The organism is Flavobacterium procerum, assembly GCF_042431625.1.
Lineage (GTDB): Bacteria > Bacteroidota > Bacteroidia > Flavobacteriales > Flavobacteriaceae > Flavobacterium > Flavobacterium procerum.
Genome location: NZ_JBHLYW010000003.1, coordinates 1 through 18,389, shown reverse-complemented (window position 1 = coordinate 18,389; position 18,389 = coordinate 1). Strand labels below are relative to the sequence as shown.

Annotated in this window: 18 protein-coding genes; all 18 read right to left on the bottom strand. The window is 31.3% G+C overall.

The annotated features are described in order from the left end of the window. Positions 1-7: 7 nt before the first annotated feature. Positions 8-1,405: a glycosyltransferase family protein gene (locus ACFFLS_RS02210; RefSeq protein ID WP_379683460.1), complete on the bottom strand. Its 1,398-nt coding sequence runs from the start codon at positions 1,403-1,405 to the stop codon at positions 8-10. 40 nt (positions 1,406-1,445) lie between these two features. Next, on the bottom strand, positions 1,446-2,261 hold the full coding sequence (locus ACFFLS_RS02205; RefSeq protein WP_379689115.1) for a polysaccharide pyruvyl transferase family protein: 816 nt from the start codon (positions 2,259-2,261) through the stop codon (positions 1,446-1,448). Positions 2,262-2,267: 6 nt separating this feature from the next. Then, entirely contained in the window at positions 2,268-3,143 is an 876-nt protein-coding gene (locus ACFFLS_RS02200; RefSeq protein WP_379683462.1) for an N-acetylneuraminate synthase family protein, read from the bottom strand. Further along, positions 3,130-4,296: a cytidylyltransferase domain-containing protein gene (locus ACFFLS_RS02195; protein ID WP_379683463.1), complete on the bottom strand. Its 1,167-nt coding sequence runs from the start codon at positions 4,294-4,296 to the stop codon at positions 3,130-3,132. The genes ACFFLS_RS02200 and ACFFLS_RS02195 overlap by 14 nt, the downstream gene beginning before the upstream one ends. A 12-nt stretch (positions 4,297-4,308) precedes the next feature. Continuing rightward, the gene (locus ACFFLS_RS02190; protein ID WP_379689113.1) at positions 4,309-5,256 is read right to left on the bottom strand and encodes an O-fucosyltransferase family protein; all 948 of its coding nucleotides are present in this window, start codon (positions 5,254-5,256) and stop codon (positions 4,309-4,311) included. Between the two features lie 38 nt (positions 5,257-5,294). After that, a complete protein-coding gene (locus tag ACFFLS_RS02185; protein WP_379683465.1) occupies positions 5,295-6,260 on the bottom strand; it encodes a glycosyltransferase family 10 domain-containing protein in 966 nt (321 codons plus the stop codon). Continuing rightward, positions 6,261-7,310 (bottom strand): glycosyltransferase family 2 protein, encoded by a 1,050-nt coding sequence (locus tag ACFFLS_RS02180; RefSeq protein WP_379689179.1) that lies wholly within the window; start codon positions 7,308-7,310, stop codon positions 6,261-6,263. An 11-nt stretch (positions 7,311-7,321) separates the two neighbouring features. Next, entirely contained in the window at positions 7,322-8,347 is a 1,026-nt protein-coding gene (locus ACFFLS_RS02175) for a glycosyltransferase family A protein (protein WP_379683467.1), read from the bottom strand. Next, on the bottom strand, positions 8,344-9,159 hold the full coding sequence (locus ACFFLS_RS02170) for a polysaccharide pyruvyl transferase family protein (RefSeq protein WP_379683468.1): 816 nt from the start codon (positions 9,157-9,159) through the stop codon (positions 8,344-8,346). The genes ACFFLS_RS02175 and ACFFLS_RS02170 overlap by 4 nt, the downstream gene beginning before the upstream one ends. Further along, positions 9,159-9,947: a glycosyltransferase family 2 protein gene (locus tag ACFFLS_RS02165; protein WP_379683469.1), complete on the bottom strand. Its 789-nt coding sequence runs from the start codon at positions 9,945-9,947 to the stop codon at positions 9,159-9,161. The genes ACFFLS_RS02170 and ACFFLS_RS02165 overlap by 1 nt, the downstream gene beginning before the upstream one ends. Beyond that, entirely contained in the window at positions 9,944-10,762 is an 819-nt protein-coding gene (locus tag ACFFLS_RS02160) for a glycosyltransferase family 2 protein (RefSeq protein ID WP_379689110.1), read from the bottom strand. The genes ACFFLS_RS02165 and ACFFLS_RS02160 overlap by 4 nt, the downstream gene beginning before the upstream one ends. A 13-nt stretch (positions 10,763-10,775) precedes the next feature. Next, on the bottom strand, positions 10,776-11,756 hold the full coding sequence (locus tag ACFFLS_RS02155; protein WP_379683471.1) for a glycosyltransferase family 2 protein: 981 nt from the start codon (positions 11,754-11,756) through the stop codon (positions 10,776-10,778). A 4-nt stretch (positions 11,757-11,760) separates the two neighbouring features. Further along, entirely contained in the window at positions 11,761-12,672 is a 912-nt protein-coding gene (locus ACFFLS_RS02150; RefSeq protein ID WP_379683472.1) for a glycosyltransferase family 2 protein, read from the bottom strand. Positions 12,673-12,694: 22 nt separating this feature from the next. Next, positions 12,695-13,465 carry a glycosyltransferase domain-containing protein gene (locus tag ACFFLS_RS02145; RefSeq protein WP_379683473.1) on the bottom strand — a complete coding sequence of 257 codons (771 nt, stop codon included), beginning with the start codon at positions 13,463-13,465 and terminating at the stop codon, positions 12,695-12,697. A gap of 9 nt (positions 13,466-13,474) precedes the next feature. Next, positions 13,475-14,212: a class I SAM-dependent methyltransferase gene (locus tag ACFFLS_RS02140; RefSeq protein WP_379683474.1), complete on the bottom strand. Its 738-nt coding sequence runs from the start codon at positions 14,210-14,212 to the stop codon at positions 13,475-13,477. Continuing rightward, the gene (locus ACFFLS_RS02135; RefSeq protein WP_379683475.1) at positions 14,209-15,489 is read right to left on the bottom strand and encodes an ABC transporter ATP-binding protein; all 1,281 of its coding nucleotides are present in this window, start codon (positions 15,487-15,489) and stop codon (positions 14,209-14,211) included. The genes ACFFLS_RS02140 and ACFFLS_RS02135 overlap by 4 nt, the downstream gene beginning before the upstream one ends. A gap of 24 nt (positions 15,490-15,513) precedes the next feature. Then, the gene (locus tag ACFFLS_RS02130) at positions 15,514-16,380 is read right to left on the bottom strand and encodes an ABC transporter permease (RefSeq protein ID WP_379683476.1); all 867 of its coding nucleotides are present in this window, start codon (positions 16,378-16,380) and stop codon (positions 15,514-15,516) included. A 171-nt stretch (positions 16,381-16,551) separates the two neighbouring features. Continuing rightward, a partial coding sequence (locus ACFFLS_RS02125; protein WP_379689108.1) for a polysaccharide biosynthesis protein occupies positions 16,552-18,389 on the bottom strand: 1,838 nt, incomplete at its 5' end.

Below are 18,389 nucleotides of genomic sequence, written 5' to 3'. Positions count from 1 at the left end.
AAAAAAATTACTTTCTTAAAATCTCATTAAAACTTTTCCAGATATTTTCAGATGCCTGAGTAGGTTTTGTCCCAACAATAATATCAAACCATTTTTTCCCTTCGTTAACACTCGAAAGTTTTCCGTCAATTATATCTTTAACGATTCCGGTCAAATCGGCTTTATTTCTTACCCACAAAGCAGCTTCTTCAGAAGGTTTTGATCTAAAATGAATGTATTTATAATTTTGTCCAATATCTCTAATTCCTTTTTTTAATTGTGGCTGTTCATAATCAAAAAAGAGACAAGACTTATCATGAGCTGCAAAATCAAAAACCATAGAGGAAGCAATATTGCCAACAAAAGCAGTATGTTCGCACACATTTGCCTGTAAAGCAAAATCTTCTTTTGTAGGCATAATTTCATTCCAGCTTTGGCCAACTGGGCTCCAAAGCGGATCTATACTCACAATTACATCTTTATATTTTTCTAATACTGCCTCATATCGATCTGTAAAATCTACAGGACATTTTCGGTATATTATTCCTAAAGAATAGCCTTGACTGTTTAATTCTCTAACCGAAACAGCAAGATCTTCAAGATAAAATTGATCTAATGGAGATGTTACGATATCGTCTCCAGAATAACAGATGTATTCTTTGGAAATATCTAAATTATGCGATTTGTAAAATTCTTCTTTTGTCTGCAAAAGGCTGTTATCAAAATGACTTTCAAATTGAGGCGTTCCTGTTACAAAAACCTGATTTTCTTTTACATAAGGGCAATACATTAAAACCTCTTTTTTCATGTGCTCGCTCCACACAAAATAATAATCTGTTTCTACCAGTGTAGTTGCTTTAGGAAGATTATCCCATGAAAATATAAAAGTCCCTGTCGGAATTCCTAAATCCTGAGCGGCCAAAATTGGTGCAATTGCCTGCGTTGGACGCTGGTTGGTACAAAAGACAAAATCGGGCTTATGTGTTTCGAGCTGTTTTCTGCAATATTGGTATTTTGGAGTACTTCGTTCTAATTTTTTAATTTTATTTCGAACGAAATCAATCCCTTTCTGATTAGATCCAAAAGTCGTTAGGGTGTCAACCATAAGGCTCTTGAATGCATTTTTAATTCCTTTATACGAATGCGGAAAATTGTAGGTATTGTAAACTGTTTCTTTAAACTTCTTGTCGAAAAAATTCAACTCCATACGTTTGCGCGCGCGCGTATAGACCGTCGTAAAAGGATGCAAAGAAGTATCTTCAATCTTCACTTCCTTAAAACCTAATTTTTCTGAAATTGAAAAAGGAGTATTATTCCAATAGGTAATATCGTAGTTGTTGTTTTCTCCGATGCTTTTAAAGGCTGTTAAAGCAAAATTACGAAGCCCGACGCCGTCAGGCAGAAAAATAAAGATGTTCTTTTTCATTTAAAATTTTAATAGACTTGGGATAGACTTAGCAACAGTTTTATTTAAAAGGACAAACTCTCATAAGTCCGTCACATAATTCAATGATTTTTTCTTTTTGAGGCAAACTTGGCAATTCTTCAAAAAGATTTTTCATTTCAATCTCTGTATAAACTTCTGATTTGATTTGAGGTTTATAAAATGGCATTTCAACAGATTCAAAATAATCTTGATACTTTATGTCATCACCAAAAACTTTGTTTGAAAATTTTTGCCAAACTGCAGGAATATTATACGCATGTGCTATAATTACGCCATGGAGCGAAGATGAAATAATTTTTTCACATTGTAAAAATTCAACTGTTTTCGATTCGATGTCGTTTGTCATCATATCGATCAGTAATACTTCCTCATTATTGGCAAACCAGTCTTTTACCTGTTTGTAATCATTATAATGAGGTACAAAGCCGTATTTGTATTTTTTTTCGATTTTTGGATTAAAATATCGTGGCAACAAAAGTGCCGGATCTCCATAAACTTCTGGAACATCGTAACCAGAATTTAAAAGGAACTTTCTAGTCTGAGGTCCGCGGACAGCCAAAAAAACAGCTTTTTTTATTTGATTTCTTTGATCAATAATACCACTTCCCCAAACAATACATTTTTCGTTTACGTTGGCCAAAATACTTCCAACAGTAACATAAATAGGTGCAAACCAATCTAAAAAAGAAAATTTCTTTGGCCAGGCAAAAACAACTTTCTTATCCGATATTTTTTCTACAAGGTATTTTCCGAGAACATCACCATAGTTTTCATGAGATTTACCCTGAATAATTCTTTCATTCCACCAAAAAAGTCTGATTTTGCCTGACAACATACAGAATTATACCTTTTTATTTTTCAGTTTATCTCTTTGCACTTGTTCAATTGGCAAAATATCAGAAGTCTTGTAAGTCAATGCCTCATAAACAGCCGAAAGATCACGTGTCAGTTTTCTTAACCCCATTGGCTCAAGAGAAGCTGCATGATCAGTGCCTTTCCAAGTTCTGTCAATTGTATAATGTCTTTCTATTATATTGGCTCCAAGAGTATAAGCAGCAATGTCGACGGCAATTCCTAAATGATGACCTGAAAAACCAATATGTTTTACTTTGTCTTCGTATTTTTGTCTCAGCAGGTTGATATCCAACAGACAAACATCCTCAAACGGAACAGGATATCCAGAAGTACAATTGTATAAAACCAAATCTTTGTTTCTTCCTTTTGATGTAAAGAAATCTACCAAAATATCAGTCTCACCTTTAGTTGTCATTCCAGTTGAAATATGGATTTCGCCAGAATAATTTTCACATAGCCAACCCAACATTTCAAAATTATTATTACAAGCAGAAGGGATTTTAATAAATTCTGGATTCAATGCTGCGATTTCTTTTGCCGATGTAGTGTCCCAAACCGAAGTTGAGTAAACAATTCCGATTTCTTCACAATATGCTTTTAGTTCTGCGTGTTGCGCTGCATTAAATTCTAAAAATTCTCTGTGCGCACCATAAGTATCTCCATACGAATTACTTGCATTCGGATGTGGCGCATAATACTGTTCTTCTGTTAGAAGTTCCTTGTTGTTGCGTTTTTGGAATTTTACAGCATCTGCATTACCAAAGATTTTAGCAATTTTTATTAATTCTTTGGCTATTGCCATTTCACCCTTATGATTACAGCCTATCTCGGCAATGACGTAAGGTTTTTTAAATTCCTTCATAACGTTTATTATACTTTAATAAAATTTCACAAGTCTCTCGTATTGCACCTGCTCCAGATGCGTGAGTCAAAACATAATCAGCATTTGCTTTAACTATATCTACCGCGTCTGCAGGGGTAAATGACCATCCTACACTGCATATATTGGCAAGATCATTAACATCATCACCTACGTACGCAACGGCGCCAAAACTACTATTTCTCTCTGAAAGAAAATGTGTTAAAAACGAAAACTTATCCTTTACCCCTAAAAAAGTTTGATTTAGTTGCAATTTTTTCATTCGTTGAGCAACTAATTCAGAATTTTCTGATGTTAAGACAATGACTTCTACCTTGTTTTGTCTTAAAATTTCCAGTCCCATTCCGTCACGCATATCAAATTTTTTGGCCATTTCACCATTCTGATCATAATAAACGCAACCATCTGTAAAAACACCATCAACATCGAGAATCAAATATTCAATACGCTGATGTATTTTCTTTTTCTTCTGACGGTCTGCCAGCAGTTTTTCGACAATATCCCAGTCAGACAAACTATCAATTTCTACAAGAGACTCTTCTGCCATTTTAACCAGGCCGATTGTACCACTCACTCTGTTTTTTGAACTTATAAAAGCTTCTTTTGTTGTACAATACACTGCACCGTTTTCAATTAAAAGCCCTTGAAAATCTTGTCTTCTCGGACGATTGAAAACATCATAATTCTGTGGTGTTCCATCTTCGTTCCAAATAAATCGATGGGTATTTACAACAGTTAAAGCAGAAGTTTTTTTATTGCCGATGACTTCCTTCAGGGCATTATTAATATCTAATGCCGTTGTTTGTGGCGAGGTTGCTTGAAGCAGACAAAGCAAATCAAAATCATAGTTTACAGTTGTTGCAAATTCAATCATCGCACTTTCTGTTGATGCGGTATCAGATGCATTCTCATCATTTCGCAAAAGCGTTTTTATTTTTGGAGTCCAAAAATATTCTTTTTTAATGTAGGCAATTATTTCTTCGTCATCCGTAAAAACATATACCTCATCTAATTCCGAAAAAACGGCTTCTGTAAGCACCCAAGAAAAAAGCGGACGTCCCAGCATTTTCTTTTTATTTTTACCCGGAATTCCTTTCGAATTTTTACGAAGCGGTATTATAGCTGTTTTTTTCATATTCTTTATTATTTACAAAGGAGACCATTCTGTGTCTAGGCTATAGCAATCTATATTATTTCGCATCAAGGTTACAAAACGTGAAATATTGCTTGAATTTGTTCCTATGAATATTTTTGAATTTATCAATAAATTAGCATCTTTCAGAACATCTATTACTTCGGCTCTTTTTCTTTTAATATCTTTTGTGTCATTATATTGAACCTGAAAATAACCTGCCCTAGCTGAATCACAGAAACTCAAATAACTAAATTCTGGTGATTTTTCTCGAAAATTTTCTACTACATTGTAGTCGTCTGTGCAAATGGTAATTTTTTTAATCTCCGAATTAATTTCTTGAACTTTATCTAAATAGAGCTCAACATCAAATAGCTCTGCTTCTTTTGTTTTGCCAGTTACTTTGTCACCTCTTCTGATATGAATTCCAAAACTTTCCTTTACAAAATTACTATCATTCTCTTTCATGAAAAAGATTTCTTCAGCGGTTTCTTTATTGTAGTCCAATAATATATCAACAAGCTGTCTTTTTGCGTCAAAAATAGGCCCGTCAATACCCAACTCAGGAAAACTAAAATGTTTTTCGGTAAATGAAGTGCTTCTCATTTTGTTCCAAATATCATCTCGTAAAATCTTCCTACCCTTTATTTTTTTATGATACATTTTAAAAAAAACATCAATTCTTTTTTCAGAAAACACATCACTAGGTACAGGAATTAGTCCCTTATATTCTTCAAGCAAAGGTGTAAAATAATCATTCCAGTTTCCTCCAACCCAATTTCTGGTGCAAAGTCTTAACTTGATTTCATTATCTAGGCAAAACAAAGCCGCAAGGACAAGATTATTAATTTCTGAGAAAAAACCTCTATTCGTTAGCGGATATATTAGCTCCGTTTTGCTTATCGAATTATTTATTGATTTGTACGCTTCTCTATATTGATTTATCATATTTTGCTTTGACATTATTTGGTTTGAAAAGATGCAATACCAGCATTTTCTCTTTAGTTTTTTCTTTGAACTATAGAATAGAGCTTTTCAACAATTTTATCGAGTATCTTTCTTCTTTCTGAATTTTCCAAATCTGGCCCCTTTTCGCTTATTGAATTATACACACTTATGCATTTATTTAATCGTAAGAGATACTCATTATCTGACATTTGCTCCATGTAATCAAACAATTCTTTCGGATTATTAAATTTAGAATAGTCAATAAAGCTGTTTTCCGGGAAAATTTCATAAACATTCGTTCCTTCACCATAATAAATTGGAAGGCAATAACTTTCTATACTATCCCAGATTTTTTCTGTCAAATAATTAAAAGCAATCGTATTCTCGAAACATAGATTAAATTTATAAGGATCCAATAAAGTTTGTTTTCTTGTCCTCCATTCGCCAGCTCTTGAATTTTCTTTAGACATACCCTCAGGCCATCCTTTTCCATAAATATCCATAATAGAAGATTTATGACCTTCAGTAGCGATATGTGCTCTCAATGCTATTAAATCAATATTTTCGCCATCACGTATTAGTTTTGGCGCATTCACCCCTCCATAATAAGACATTAAAACTACAGCCTTTTTCGTTTTTTCTGGACTTATTTTTGTTATCGGCTCCAATCTTTTATTTATCAATACTGCAGTAAAAGACAAATTGGAAACGAATACATCAAGCGTATAAATATTCATAAAATGAATTTTTATCAATCCAAAAAAAATCTTTTTTAAGGCTTTGAAAGATGTATCAAATCTTGGTTCATTAGTCCAAATTAAAAATTTCTTTCTCTGAAGGAATCTCCAAAAATGCTTTTTTAAGTGCTTATAATTCTGTGAGATTATGACATCTGCCTCATTAACATTATCAACTATAATAATATTATTTTTAGACAAAAAATCTAAATCACCGGGAATATAGTTTCCAAAAGGAGTATAGGTAAATGTCGAAGCTTTAAATATTTTGATAGGGGTCATTTATTTCTTAATTGTTAAACGAATTTTATTTTCATTTATAGAATATTGATAAGGTGCATTTCTGTAAAAAGAAATTATAGCTTCTAAAAGCAGATTGTTTATTGTTTGTAATTCATAATATTCTGTATACTTTCTGCCAATAAATCTCTTAATTAGATTTTTAGTTTTATCCTCATCTGCAGTCATCTTAATTTCTATTTCTGCAATTGAATTTTTCAAATCTACTAAGGTACCTCGAAGCAAAGCATCAACTGTTGCTTTTTCATTTGTTATCGAAATAAAAACATCAGGATTCTCCAAAGCAATATAATCCTCTTTATTCGGAATTATACCCCAATCGAAATTAAGATTGGCTTTTGTTTTTTTTAATTCCTGCGTTTGTATAAGATATCTCGAATTAATTTTTTCCAGTGAACTGTGAAAAGCAGCTTTATTGTGTACTGAGCGATATAATTTAGGATGCCATTGATGCAACATCAAAATTTCTCTATCATAATACTCAACGGGTATTCCAAGATTTTTCAATCTGATATGTACATCTGTATCTTCTGACCCCCATCCATGATAAAACTCATCAAATCCGTTTATCTGTTTAAGCAATTCTGTTGGGTACAACGTCATTCCTGTCGCATTATCAGTTGAATTAAAACTAATTTGATACGCTTCAAACGAACCGTTTTTATCACTTTGATTTTTATCTAAAAAACCTACCTGAAAATATCTAGCAGTATTCTCTTCTTTTAGTTCATAAAGTCTGTTTACAAAATCAGGATGATAAATCATGTCTATATCTCCAACGAAAAAAAAGTCAGTTTTACATTTTTTAAGAGCAATATTAATAGCTCTGCACTTATTCCAAAGCTGCCCTGAAACTGGACAGTCAATAAAATTTATTTTCGGGTAAGAATGCAGCAATTCTTTCAAACCGATAAAATAGTTTTCATCAGAACCGTAATCTACAAAAAACAATTCGAATCTATCATTAGATTGATTTTTGAGCGAATCTAAACATTTTTTCACAATGTTTAAATCGCGATTTCGATTGGTCAAAACAATTGATATCAACTTGTAAAATTTTTAATTTGTTCGCTGTTCAGTCCTTTATACTTAAGAATGAATCTTTGAATCTTTTTTATACCGATAATTTTTCTGAAAATTTTTTCGCCTACAAAATATTCCAGACTATTCTTTTTGAGAGTCTTTAAAAAACGATGATCTAAAGCCTGTTTTTCATTCGTTTTTAACTTATCATAAACATCTTTCATCCACGGCTCTAAACTGTTTCCCATATGAAAAGCATAATTATCGTAAGTCGCAAGACGATAACCTCCCATTTTCAAAACCGGCACATCCAGATATAAATGTTCACTGTTTCCGCCTAACAAATATTCACTGTTTTTTTTAGGCGACTCATTAAAAACTTCGCGTTTGTATGTAACCACAAAATGTGAGCATCCTAAAACAGCAGTCGTATCGTTGGCTTTTACTGTTCCTATTACATCTTTAAACTTTAAATCTAATCGTGACCAACCAATGCTTTTTGCAAATGCAGTTAATCCTTCTGGATTTTTTACTGGTCTAAAATATATTTTTTTCGAAAAAAAATGATTCATCCAAATATTGCCTGTATGCCTAAAATGAGTTCGAAAAACCGGCACTGGACTTACCGAACCAGCTTTCGGGAAGGCTTTAAAAACTTCCAAAACTGCCTTTTCCCAACTATTATCAAACAAAACATCGGCATCGGTCACTGTAATCAAACGCTCATCTGCGGTTCGAAGCGCTTTTAAGATACTATTGATTTTACCGATTGAGCTTTTTTCTATAATTAATTCATCAATAGCATTTTCATTAAAAAGAACCGCTAATTTTTCATTAACCGTTGCACAGCTACCATTACTCACTACAGATATCTTAATAAAAGAAGAACTTGTTTTTTTTACCGATAATAAACAATATTTAAAAATCTGGAAAGCATCTGCATAATATCCTTCTTCATTAGGAATATACAACGGAATGATAACTCTATGAAAAGCATCATTTTTTTGAATTTGTTGATCTCTTACCGGATTATCACCTACTCTCATTTGTTAAAAGGACAAGCGTTTAGTAATTCTCGTCTTCTAAGAGAAACGATTTCTTCTTTAGGAAGCAAAATCTCTTTCTCGGCAGACAACAAAATCTTTATCTGCTCATACGTTAAATCGCTTACGTTATACGAAAACTCTTTATTATATTGAATATTCAGCGACTCAAAATAATCGTAAAACTTGACATTATCTCCTGATAATTTGTCTGAAAATTTAACCCATAAAGCTGGAATATTATAAGCCTGCGAAACTATAACACCATGCAAGGACGATGCTACAATTTGTTCACATTCTAAAATTTCGACGGTTGTCTGTTCAACATCAGAAGTCAGTAAATCAATTACTTTTATTCTGGAATCATTTTTATAAAACTCTTTTACTTCTTCATAATCAACATAATGCGGTATAATTCCGATTTCGAATTTCTTTACTGTTTTATTTTCAAATAAGACAGGAAGTAAAATTGCGGGATCGCCATAAACTTCGGGCACTTCATATCCTAACTCCATTATTCGTTTTCTAGTACGTGGACCTCTTACTGCTAAAAACTTAGCTTTTCTGATGTTCTCATTTTTCTTTATGATACCGCTTCCCCAAACAATTGTGTTCACACTTGCCGCTGTTATGATACTACCTATAACGCTGTAGTTTTTCACAAAAAAATTATAAAATCGCGATGAAGGATATTTAACCTTAATTACAAAAGACTTACTAAGCTTTTTGACTATGTACTTTGATAATACATCGCCGTAATTATCTCTTTTGTCTTCTCGGTTTAAAGAACACCAATACAAAAAAATGATTCTCATTAATAATCGAACTTTTTTGGTTTATTAAATTTAAATCGAATCATAAAAAACATTCTTTTAAAGGCGTAATACACTTGTATGAAAGATTGTTTAAATATTCTGATTAAAGACATTACAAATCCTTTTAGAATTGAAAGTCCAGAATCTTCCTGATGCCAAATCTGATAATTTCCAAGCACATCTCTTGTAAATCGGAAATAATCTTGGGCAGTTGTTCTTTTTATTTCGTAATTAAAAACTACTGGAGCAAAATCAATTGCATAGCCTGCTTTTAATACTCTTTTGGTCCAATCTTTATCTTCAAAAGTTGGCACATTTTCGTTAAACGGAATAATTTTCCATATTTCTTTTTTTAAAGCTGAACCAGAAAAAATCAGACCCGATTTATTAGGATCAGTAACTGCATCAATACCTAAGATATAATTCTTATAATCATTTGTTGAATGAAGGCATCTCACGCCTGCTAAATTTGCATTTTCTTCAAATTTTTGTTTGATTACCTTAAAAAAGTCAGGACTCACCGGATAGGAATGTGCACTAAATATAACCACAATTTCGTTTGATGCAGATGAAGCTCCTATATTGGCACTACCTCCATAACTGAAGTTTTCTATTGAAACAAATCTAGCTTCGTACTGTTCAGCTATTTTACGGCTGTTGTCTACAGATAGATTGTCCAAAACAACAACCTCATCAATATCCTGAGCATACCTTTGTTTTAAATTTTTCAGTAGAAAATCAAGTGCTTTCTCCTGATTTTTAGTTCTAATTACTACACTAATTTTCATAATCTGCTCTTGATTTTCACTAACAATTTAAATAGAATATTCTTTTTGACTTTTTCGTTGAATTCTTTTAAAATCAAATTCTCATTATAAGCCATAATCGGATTTGGAAAATGTTTTTTATAAATTGCCTTATGTTTCTCATACACGTAATCGTATAATCCGAAGTAAAAATCAGGATCCCTTACAAATTTATTGCTCATGCTGCCTAATTCATGCTTTCTGTAAAAAAACATAAATTCTGGAATTTTATACACTTGGCTGTTTTCATTGAGAATTCTAATCCAAAACTCCCAATCTTCAAATGACTTCATGCTTTCATCATACCCATTTACCCTCTCCCATTCCTTTTTTTCAAAACAAGAACAGCAAACAAAACAGTTTCGTACCAACAATTTCTGATACCTATAATCTGGCAGTTTCATCTCATTATTAGCGACTCCAAAAAACTTTATTTTTGAGGTCACCAGCTTTAAATCTGTATTTTTAATAAAAGCCTGACTTATCTTTTCTAGGAATGTAAAATGAATTTTATCATCTGAATCAAGCGGTAGGATATATTTTCCTTTACTAATCGTAATTCCAGCATTTCTTGCACTGGACAGACCTCCGTTTTCTTTTTTCAAATATTTAAAACGATGATCTTTACCGCACCATTCCTGAGCTATCTCCTCTGTATTATCCGGACTGCCGTCATTAACAATGATGCATTCCCAATTTTCGAAAGTTTGATCTAAAACAGATTGCAATGTTTCCGATAAGAAATGTGCTTGATTGTAGCAAGGTACAATAACAGAAATTAAAGTTTTTTCTAACACTCGTCCTATCAAATTAATTCGCAATTATTTTAAATCTATTTCTAAGTTTGTTCATGCCAATCCCTTGCATTTTAAATAATCCAGTATTTAAGAAAAATAGCATCATTATCACGGCGCATTTTTGATTTGCTGCAAAAATATTCGATTTAATTGTCCAGAAAAGAAATTTATTAGATTCTTTCTTGTTTTGATAAAAATAGGGCATTATAAACTGTAAAATAATTTTACTGATAAATTTCCTAAAATCAAGTTTATAATTTTTAGTTTTTAATAAACCCCTGTGAATTTCATGAAAAACAATAAGTGATTCGTAAATATTCTTAATAAAATCGGGACTAAAAATCTTTTGCTTATCGTCTCTATAATAATTATCGATTTTAAAATCCCTATATATCTTTACCCTTTCAGGCTGCGAAAGTACTTTTATATTAAAACTTAAATCCTGAAAACGCTTTAAATTTTCATCAAATCTACAACTCCCAATACTGCTTTTTTTATATAAACACGCCATAATTGGCCAAGGAATTTTATAGCTTAAAAACATGCTTAAATAATTTTCGCTGTTGTTTATCTCTGGATCTTTATTAATAGAAAATGCTTTTTTTACGTCATCAATAAGAAAGGCAGTATCTCTAACTAACAAATCTATGGATAAATTATTGGCAACTATATCAATTCTTTCCTCCAAACAAAAAGGCTCACAAATATCATCCGAATCCAAAAACATGACATATTCGCCTTTACTCTTCTCCAACCCGAAATTTCTACAGGCATTTGCTCCTTTTAAGCGATCTAAAGGCCTGCTGTAAAATTGGAAACGGCTGTCTTTTTCTACAAATTTATCTACCAAATTTTTAGTATCGTCTAACGAACCGTCATCCACCACTATACATTCCCAGTTTTGATAAGATTGTGCACAGATACTTTTTAAAGTTCCATGTATGACATGTGCCCTGTTATAAGCCGGAATTATGATAGAAATTAAAGGAATCATTAAACTAGTTTATAAAAGAGTTGTTAGTTTTTCTGGACTCTGCCCTATTTCTAATTATTTGTTTTTTATCCAAATTGTTCAATATTTTAATTCTGAAAAAACTTTGTTTTAATTGATAAAAATTAAAAAAGAACAGAGCTTTAAATATTTTTTTTATGTGCTTATAATACTCTTTATTAAACGTTTTAGTTTCAAAAGGATTTGAATATTCAAGTATTAATGAACGATTATAAACTATATTTACATCTCTAAAATATTTGTTTGGTTCCCTATATTCTCTATCATGGTAAATTATAGAAGTTGGTAAAACACCCGTTTTAAGTCCATGATATTTTAATCTTTGAATATAATTAAGATCTTCTCCATAATGAAAAAAAGATGGATTAAACCCGCCAACTATTTCTATACAGTTTTTAGAAAGTAACCATGCTGCTGCATTTGCAAAATCAGTTTCATATATTCCTTCTAATGTTTTATTTAAAAAAATATCTGAATATAGATTTTTACATTTTGAAGGATTTATATAATTGGAAAAATTATAATCTAGTGCATCTCCTTTCCCATTAAGGTGCATAGGACTTACAATACCATACTCTGGATGATTTTGGTGAGCTTTTACTAAATTTGATATTGTATCAGGTTCGACCCAAGCATCTTGGTTTAGCAAAAAAACATAATCGGCTCCCTCTTCATAAGCTTTTTTAATTCCTAAATTATTTGCTTTACCAAAACCTAAATTTTTATCTTGTTTCAATATAGTAACATTTGAAAAATGCTCTTCTACAAAAAGAAGAGTTTCATCGGTTGAAACATTATCAATTAGAATTATATTATATGGCATGACGCTTTCTAAGCACTTAGAAATCCACTCCATAGCATTATAAGTTACTATAACAACATAAATTTTTTTTTGCATCCTGACAAATAATTATAGAGTATTAAATAATACTTGACTTTTCATTTATTCTTTTTATCCTTATGATAAGATGAATCGCAATCTTTCTTAATTTAACACTAAATTTCTTAGGTTGCCCTGTAGATAAAAAATTATAATTTCTGTGTTTGTGATCGTAGAATAATGAATATCTATTTTCTGTTCTATGACCTTGTATAATTGCTGGATTAATATTATTTTTTTTTAAAGCATATGGTAAAGAAAGTTGGTCTCTTCTTGATTTATACCTTATTTCATGCCACCATAATTTTAAAAACCTATTATCGATTAATTTAACATTTTTCACAAACAATGAGGTATCGTAAAGCCCTACTTCATTTTTCAATCCTTTAAAAAAGTATCCTAAAACCTGCTTAAAGATTACCAAAGGATAGTCTTTCTTTAGTTCAATACATCTTATCGCTTCATCATAAATACAATTTCTTTCAGAATGCTTAAAAAATGCAACGGGTTTATCTTTAACACAATTAACGATATTAAGCATTTCATTATGCAATATTTGCAAGTTTGCATCATGCCAAATAACAAAATCATAATTTTCAAACAGGTCTAAACCCATAACTTTATAAAACCTTGCATTCTTCGTTACATCATTGTACAGAGGTTTTTTAAGTATAATCTTATAGTTGTCAATATTCCCTTCAAAATTATCTGTTATCAAAAAATAGTCGATATTGTCATCACTATTAAAATTAAGAACAGGATTTAAAATATCTTTATCTCCAAAAATAGCAGTGTATACAGCAATTTTCATTCGTTTAGTTTAATAATGAATTGGAATTGGATTAAAGCCAGTAGATGTTCTAAATACAGCCAGCGTGTTACTTACTACAGAAAAGTATATTTCCTTATTTTTATTTCTATAAAACTTTATAATTTCTTTCTCTCCCTCTCTGTTTGCGTCATCTAATAATAAACAAAAATCATTTGCGAAATTATTTGATAAAGATTCAAATGCTGGGAATCTTGAAAATTTTATCTTTTCGGTATTCGCCGGTGGGCCATCAACAATTATTAAATCAAATTTTTCGTTATTAATGACACTTGATATAGCATTTAAATCATACCAATTTAAGTTTCCAAATGATGATGTACCAATCTCTTTTAAATCGGCTCTAATAATAGTTACAAACTCTAAAAGGTTCTCTTTTTTTAAATAGTCTTCTATAATTGCTGCCCACGATTGATTATGTTCGACTGAATAAATTTTAGCGTTTATATTATTTCTTTTGATTAATCTAGCCATTAGCAGAGTTGATAACCCTGAACCAAACTCCAAAATCATTTTACGTTGATTAATTATAATCTCATTTAAAATATAAGTTATGCAAACCGGTCTTAACGCTCCTCCATTAAATGGCAAATAAGGTAAATCTTCTAAAAGAGGTTGAAGAATTGCCATTGAATACACATCATCAGATTTTTTGGAATGATTATTTAGTTCTAGATTTTTTTTATTGCTATTTTTTATAAAGTATTTTAGCTTAGATAGTATACTCATGATGTAAAATTATGTTTTATTAAAAAACTTCCTTGTTTTTCTATTATTGCTTTACCCGTTTTAAAAAAGTCTCCATTCTCAATCTCAAAACTAACAGCATTAGGTAGCCAGTCCTCATTTTGATTGTTTACAATTAAATTTGAAGTCAAAGAATATATACCTGTAGTCAAAGGAATTTCATTAATTTCCATCTTTATAACTATATCTTCTAACTCATCAAAAATGTATTTTTTTTCAAATAAAGAAGTGCTAAACCATGAAATTCTTACATCATTGGAATCGTTTAAACCAAAATCTAACCTTAAATTTTCTATTTTAATTTTATTATGATTTCGAATTTTAATTTCAAATATTATAGTATCACCACTTAAATAAATTTCACTTTCATTTCTAGCACTTGTAAGTTTTTTAATATCGACAATTTGAAAGTTTCCTAATCCTTTTCTATCAATTCTATCAACAATTAAATCAGCTGATTTATTAAAATTAGAGCTCAAATAATATTCTATACTACTGTCAATATCGCCAACAAACTTTATCTTGCCATATTCCAAAACTATTCCTTTTGTACATAAACTTTTAACAGCTGCCATATTATGGCTAACAAACAAAACTGTTCTCCCTTCTCCACGTGAAATATCCTGCATCTTACCAATCGCCTTCTTTTGAAACTCTGCATCGCCAACTGCCAAAACCTCATCGACAACCAAAATTTCAGGCTCCAAAAAAGCCGCAACGGCAAATGCCAAACGAACTGTCATTCCAGAGCTATATCTTTTTACTGGAGTATCGATATAACGTTCGCAACCAGAAAACTCAATGATTTCATCCAATTTCGAAGCGATTTCTTTCTTGGTCATTCCTAAAATGGCTCCATTAAGAAATATATTTTCTCGACCAGTCATTTCGCCATTAAACCCTGTACCAACTTCTAACAAAGAAGCGATACGCCCTCGAGATTTTATGCTTCCTGTTGTTGGTGCTGTAACTTTAGAAAGTATTTTTAAAAGGGTTGATTTTCCTGCACCATTCTTACCAATGATTCCTAAAACTTCTCCCCGTTCTACTTCGAAATTAATATCTTGCAGTGCCCAAACATAATCTGAAGTTCCTTTTGTAGAACGGTCATTAGTATCACCAATTTTTAGATATGGATTTTCCTTCCCTCGAATTTTATACCACCATCGGTTTATATCATGTCTCAAAGTTCCAGTTCCAACCTGCCCTAAACGATATTGTTTAGAAATATTTTCAGCTTTTAAAATTATATCTTTCATTTAAAAAATCTTTTTCGAAGTCAATTATACAGTATCTATGAAACTTTTTTCTGTTCTATTAAAAACTAATAATCCAGAAAAGAAAATAACCAAAGTTACTATCATTGCGTAAGTTAGACCTAGAAATGAAATGTCACCAATATTTAAAAGCATATAACGTGAAGTCTCTATAACATAAGCCAATGGATTGTATTCTACAATCCATCCTAAATTGGGTAATTTTTGCTTTATTAATTCCATCGGATACATTACTGCAGATATATACATCAGCAATTGAACTCCAAAACCTACTAGATTATTCAGATCTCGATATTTTGTAACCATTGAAGAAATTACCATGCCTAATCCTAATCCTAAAATTCCCATAAACGCAATCAAAACAGGAAAAAACAATAACGATATATTTAAGCTTAAATTAGATCCTCTTAAATAATAAAAAAGATAGAATGCTATAAAAATACCAAACTGAATTCCAAATTTGAGTAAATTCGAAATAACTATAGATAGAGGAGTGATAATTCTTGGAAAATATACTTTTCCGAATATGCTGGCATTAGATTTAAAAGTGTCTGAAGTACCAGTTAAACAAGCAGTAAAATAATTCCAAACCATAATACTCCCTAAATTGAATAAAAAAGGAGGTATAGTCCCTGTCTTAATTCCTGCAACATTATTAAATATTATTGTAAAAGTTATCGACGTAAAAAGAGGTTGAATTAAATACCAGAGAGGCCCCAAAACTGTTTGCTTATAAACAGTAATTATATCTCTTTTTACGAAAAGCATTAGTAAATCTCGATACTGCCAAATTTCTTTAAAATTCAGAGATAAAAATTTATTTTTCGGCGTTATTTCAAACAACCATTCTTTAGAATCGGGGGTAGGGTTCATTTGTTTTTGATTACATAATTTTGCAAAATAGTCTTTTAGAATTCAAAGAATAAAACTCGAGAAACACTGGATTTAACAAGATTTTTACCTTTTAAAGAAATTTCTAAAAATGGAAAAAGGCGTTTAAAAAACACCTTTTTCTACTATTTAAATTTTGTCCAAATATATAATTTATTTATCAAGAACTTCAAAAGTTGAGTTCATACTTTTAAACTCGGGAACAATTTTTTTCATTTTTGCTACTATATCTTCATTGTCATAAAAATCTGCAATTCCGATTAGTTCTTCTACATCCACATGGAGGTTCTCGTATTCGTCCTGTATTTCCTGTGCAATCATGATTTTATTATGATAAGTCGGAAGTGTTTTTGAAGTGTCATTCAACAATTCTTCATAGAGTTTTTCGCCAGGACGAAGACCAACAATTTTTATTTTTATTTCTTTATCTGGTATAAATCCTGCCAGTTTAATCATCTTTTTGGCTAAATCAATAATTCGAACAGGTTTACCCATATCAAAAATGTAGATTTCGCCTCCATTCCCCATCGCACCTGCTTCAAGTACCAATTGGCAAGCTTCTGGAATCGTCATAAAATATCTGATAATATCTTGATGCGTAATGGTAACTGGTCCACCCTCTGCAATTTGTTTTGTAAACAAAGGAACAACCGATCCGTTAGAGCCCAAAACATTTCCGAAACGCGTAGTAATAAATCTAGTTCCTCCTTCAACATTTTCTTTTTGATTTTTCAAAAATAATGACTGAACGTACTTTTCGGCAATACGTTTACTGGCCCCCATTACATTGCTTGGATTCACAGCTTTGTCTGTAGAAACCATTACAAATTTCTTCACACGATATTTACAGGCTAAATCTGCAAGATTTTTGGTTCCTTTAATATTTGTATGAATGGCTTGTGCCGGATTTTCTTCCATCAATGGCACATGTTTATAAGCTGCAGCATGAAAAACAACATGCGGATTATAACTTTTGAATATTTTTTCAAGCGCTTTATGACTTCTCACGTCTGCAATTACCGCAACCATTTTTGTTGACAAATTCATATTCTGAATCTCTAAACATAAATTATGCAACGGTGTCTCAGCATGATCCAGTATGATTACATTTTTAGGATTGAAATTCAAAACCTGTCTTACGATTTCACTTCCGATTGAACCGGCAGCTCCTGTAATTAAAATCGTTTTATCTTTAAGCTGTTTCGAAATAGATTTACTGTCCAGAACGATCGGTTTTCTTTCTAACAAATCTTCAATCTGTATGTTTTTTACTTTTTGTGAAATCTCTTTTTGATTTTCCCAATCCGAAATCAAGGGAACTGTATAAACACGATAATTAAATTCCAAACATTGATCAACTATAATAAGCTGCTCGTCTTTGGTCAAACTTTTGTCAGCGATAATAACACCTTCCGCAGCGACAGAACGCATTAGTGCTGGCAGTTTTTTTCTTAAGATAAGAATTGGGAGGTCAAGCATTCGTTTAGAAGCATTCTGATTGTTTTTATCCACAAAACCAACAATCTTAAAACGAGAAGGCGATTCAAATTTTAATGCATTTGCCACAGAGATTGCATTTGCATCTGTCCCATAAATAACAGTTCTGATTAGTTTTGTACTTGCTTTCTCAGAAAAGTACATTTCAAATGTCTGCTTAACTATCACTCTGTATAAAAACAAACCACAGAAAGACAAAACCAAATTTATAAAAAGAGCTGTATTTAAAAATGCTTTATGTCCTGTATATAATTCGAAAACCAAATTAAAGAACAAGAAAAACACCAAAACCGACATTTGAGAAAAAAGCAGTTTAATAGCATCAATATAAGAGGAATGTCTTATAATTCCCGAATATGTTCTAAACAGCCAAAAGAAAAAGATGTTTACAAAAATCAATCCTCCAACAAAATAAAAATCATGTGAGGTAATGATATAACCAATCGCAGTACCATCAAAAAGCATGTAGGTAAACGAGAAAGAAAAGAAAAGAA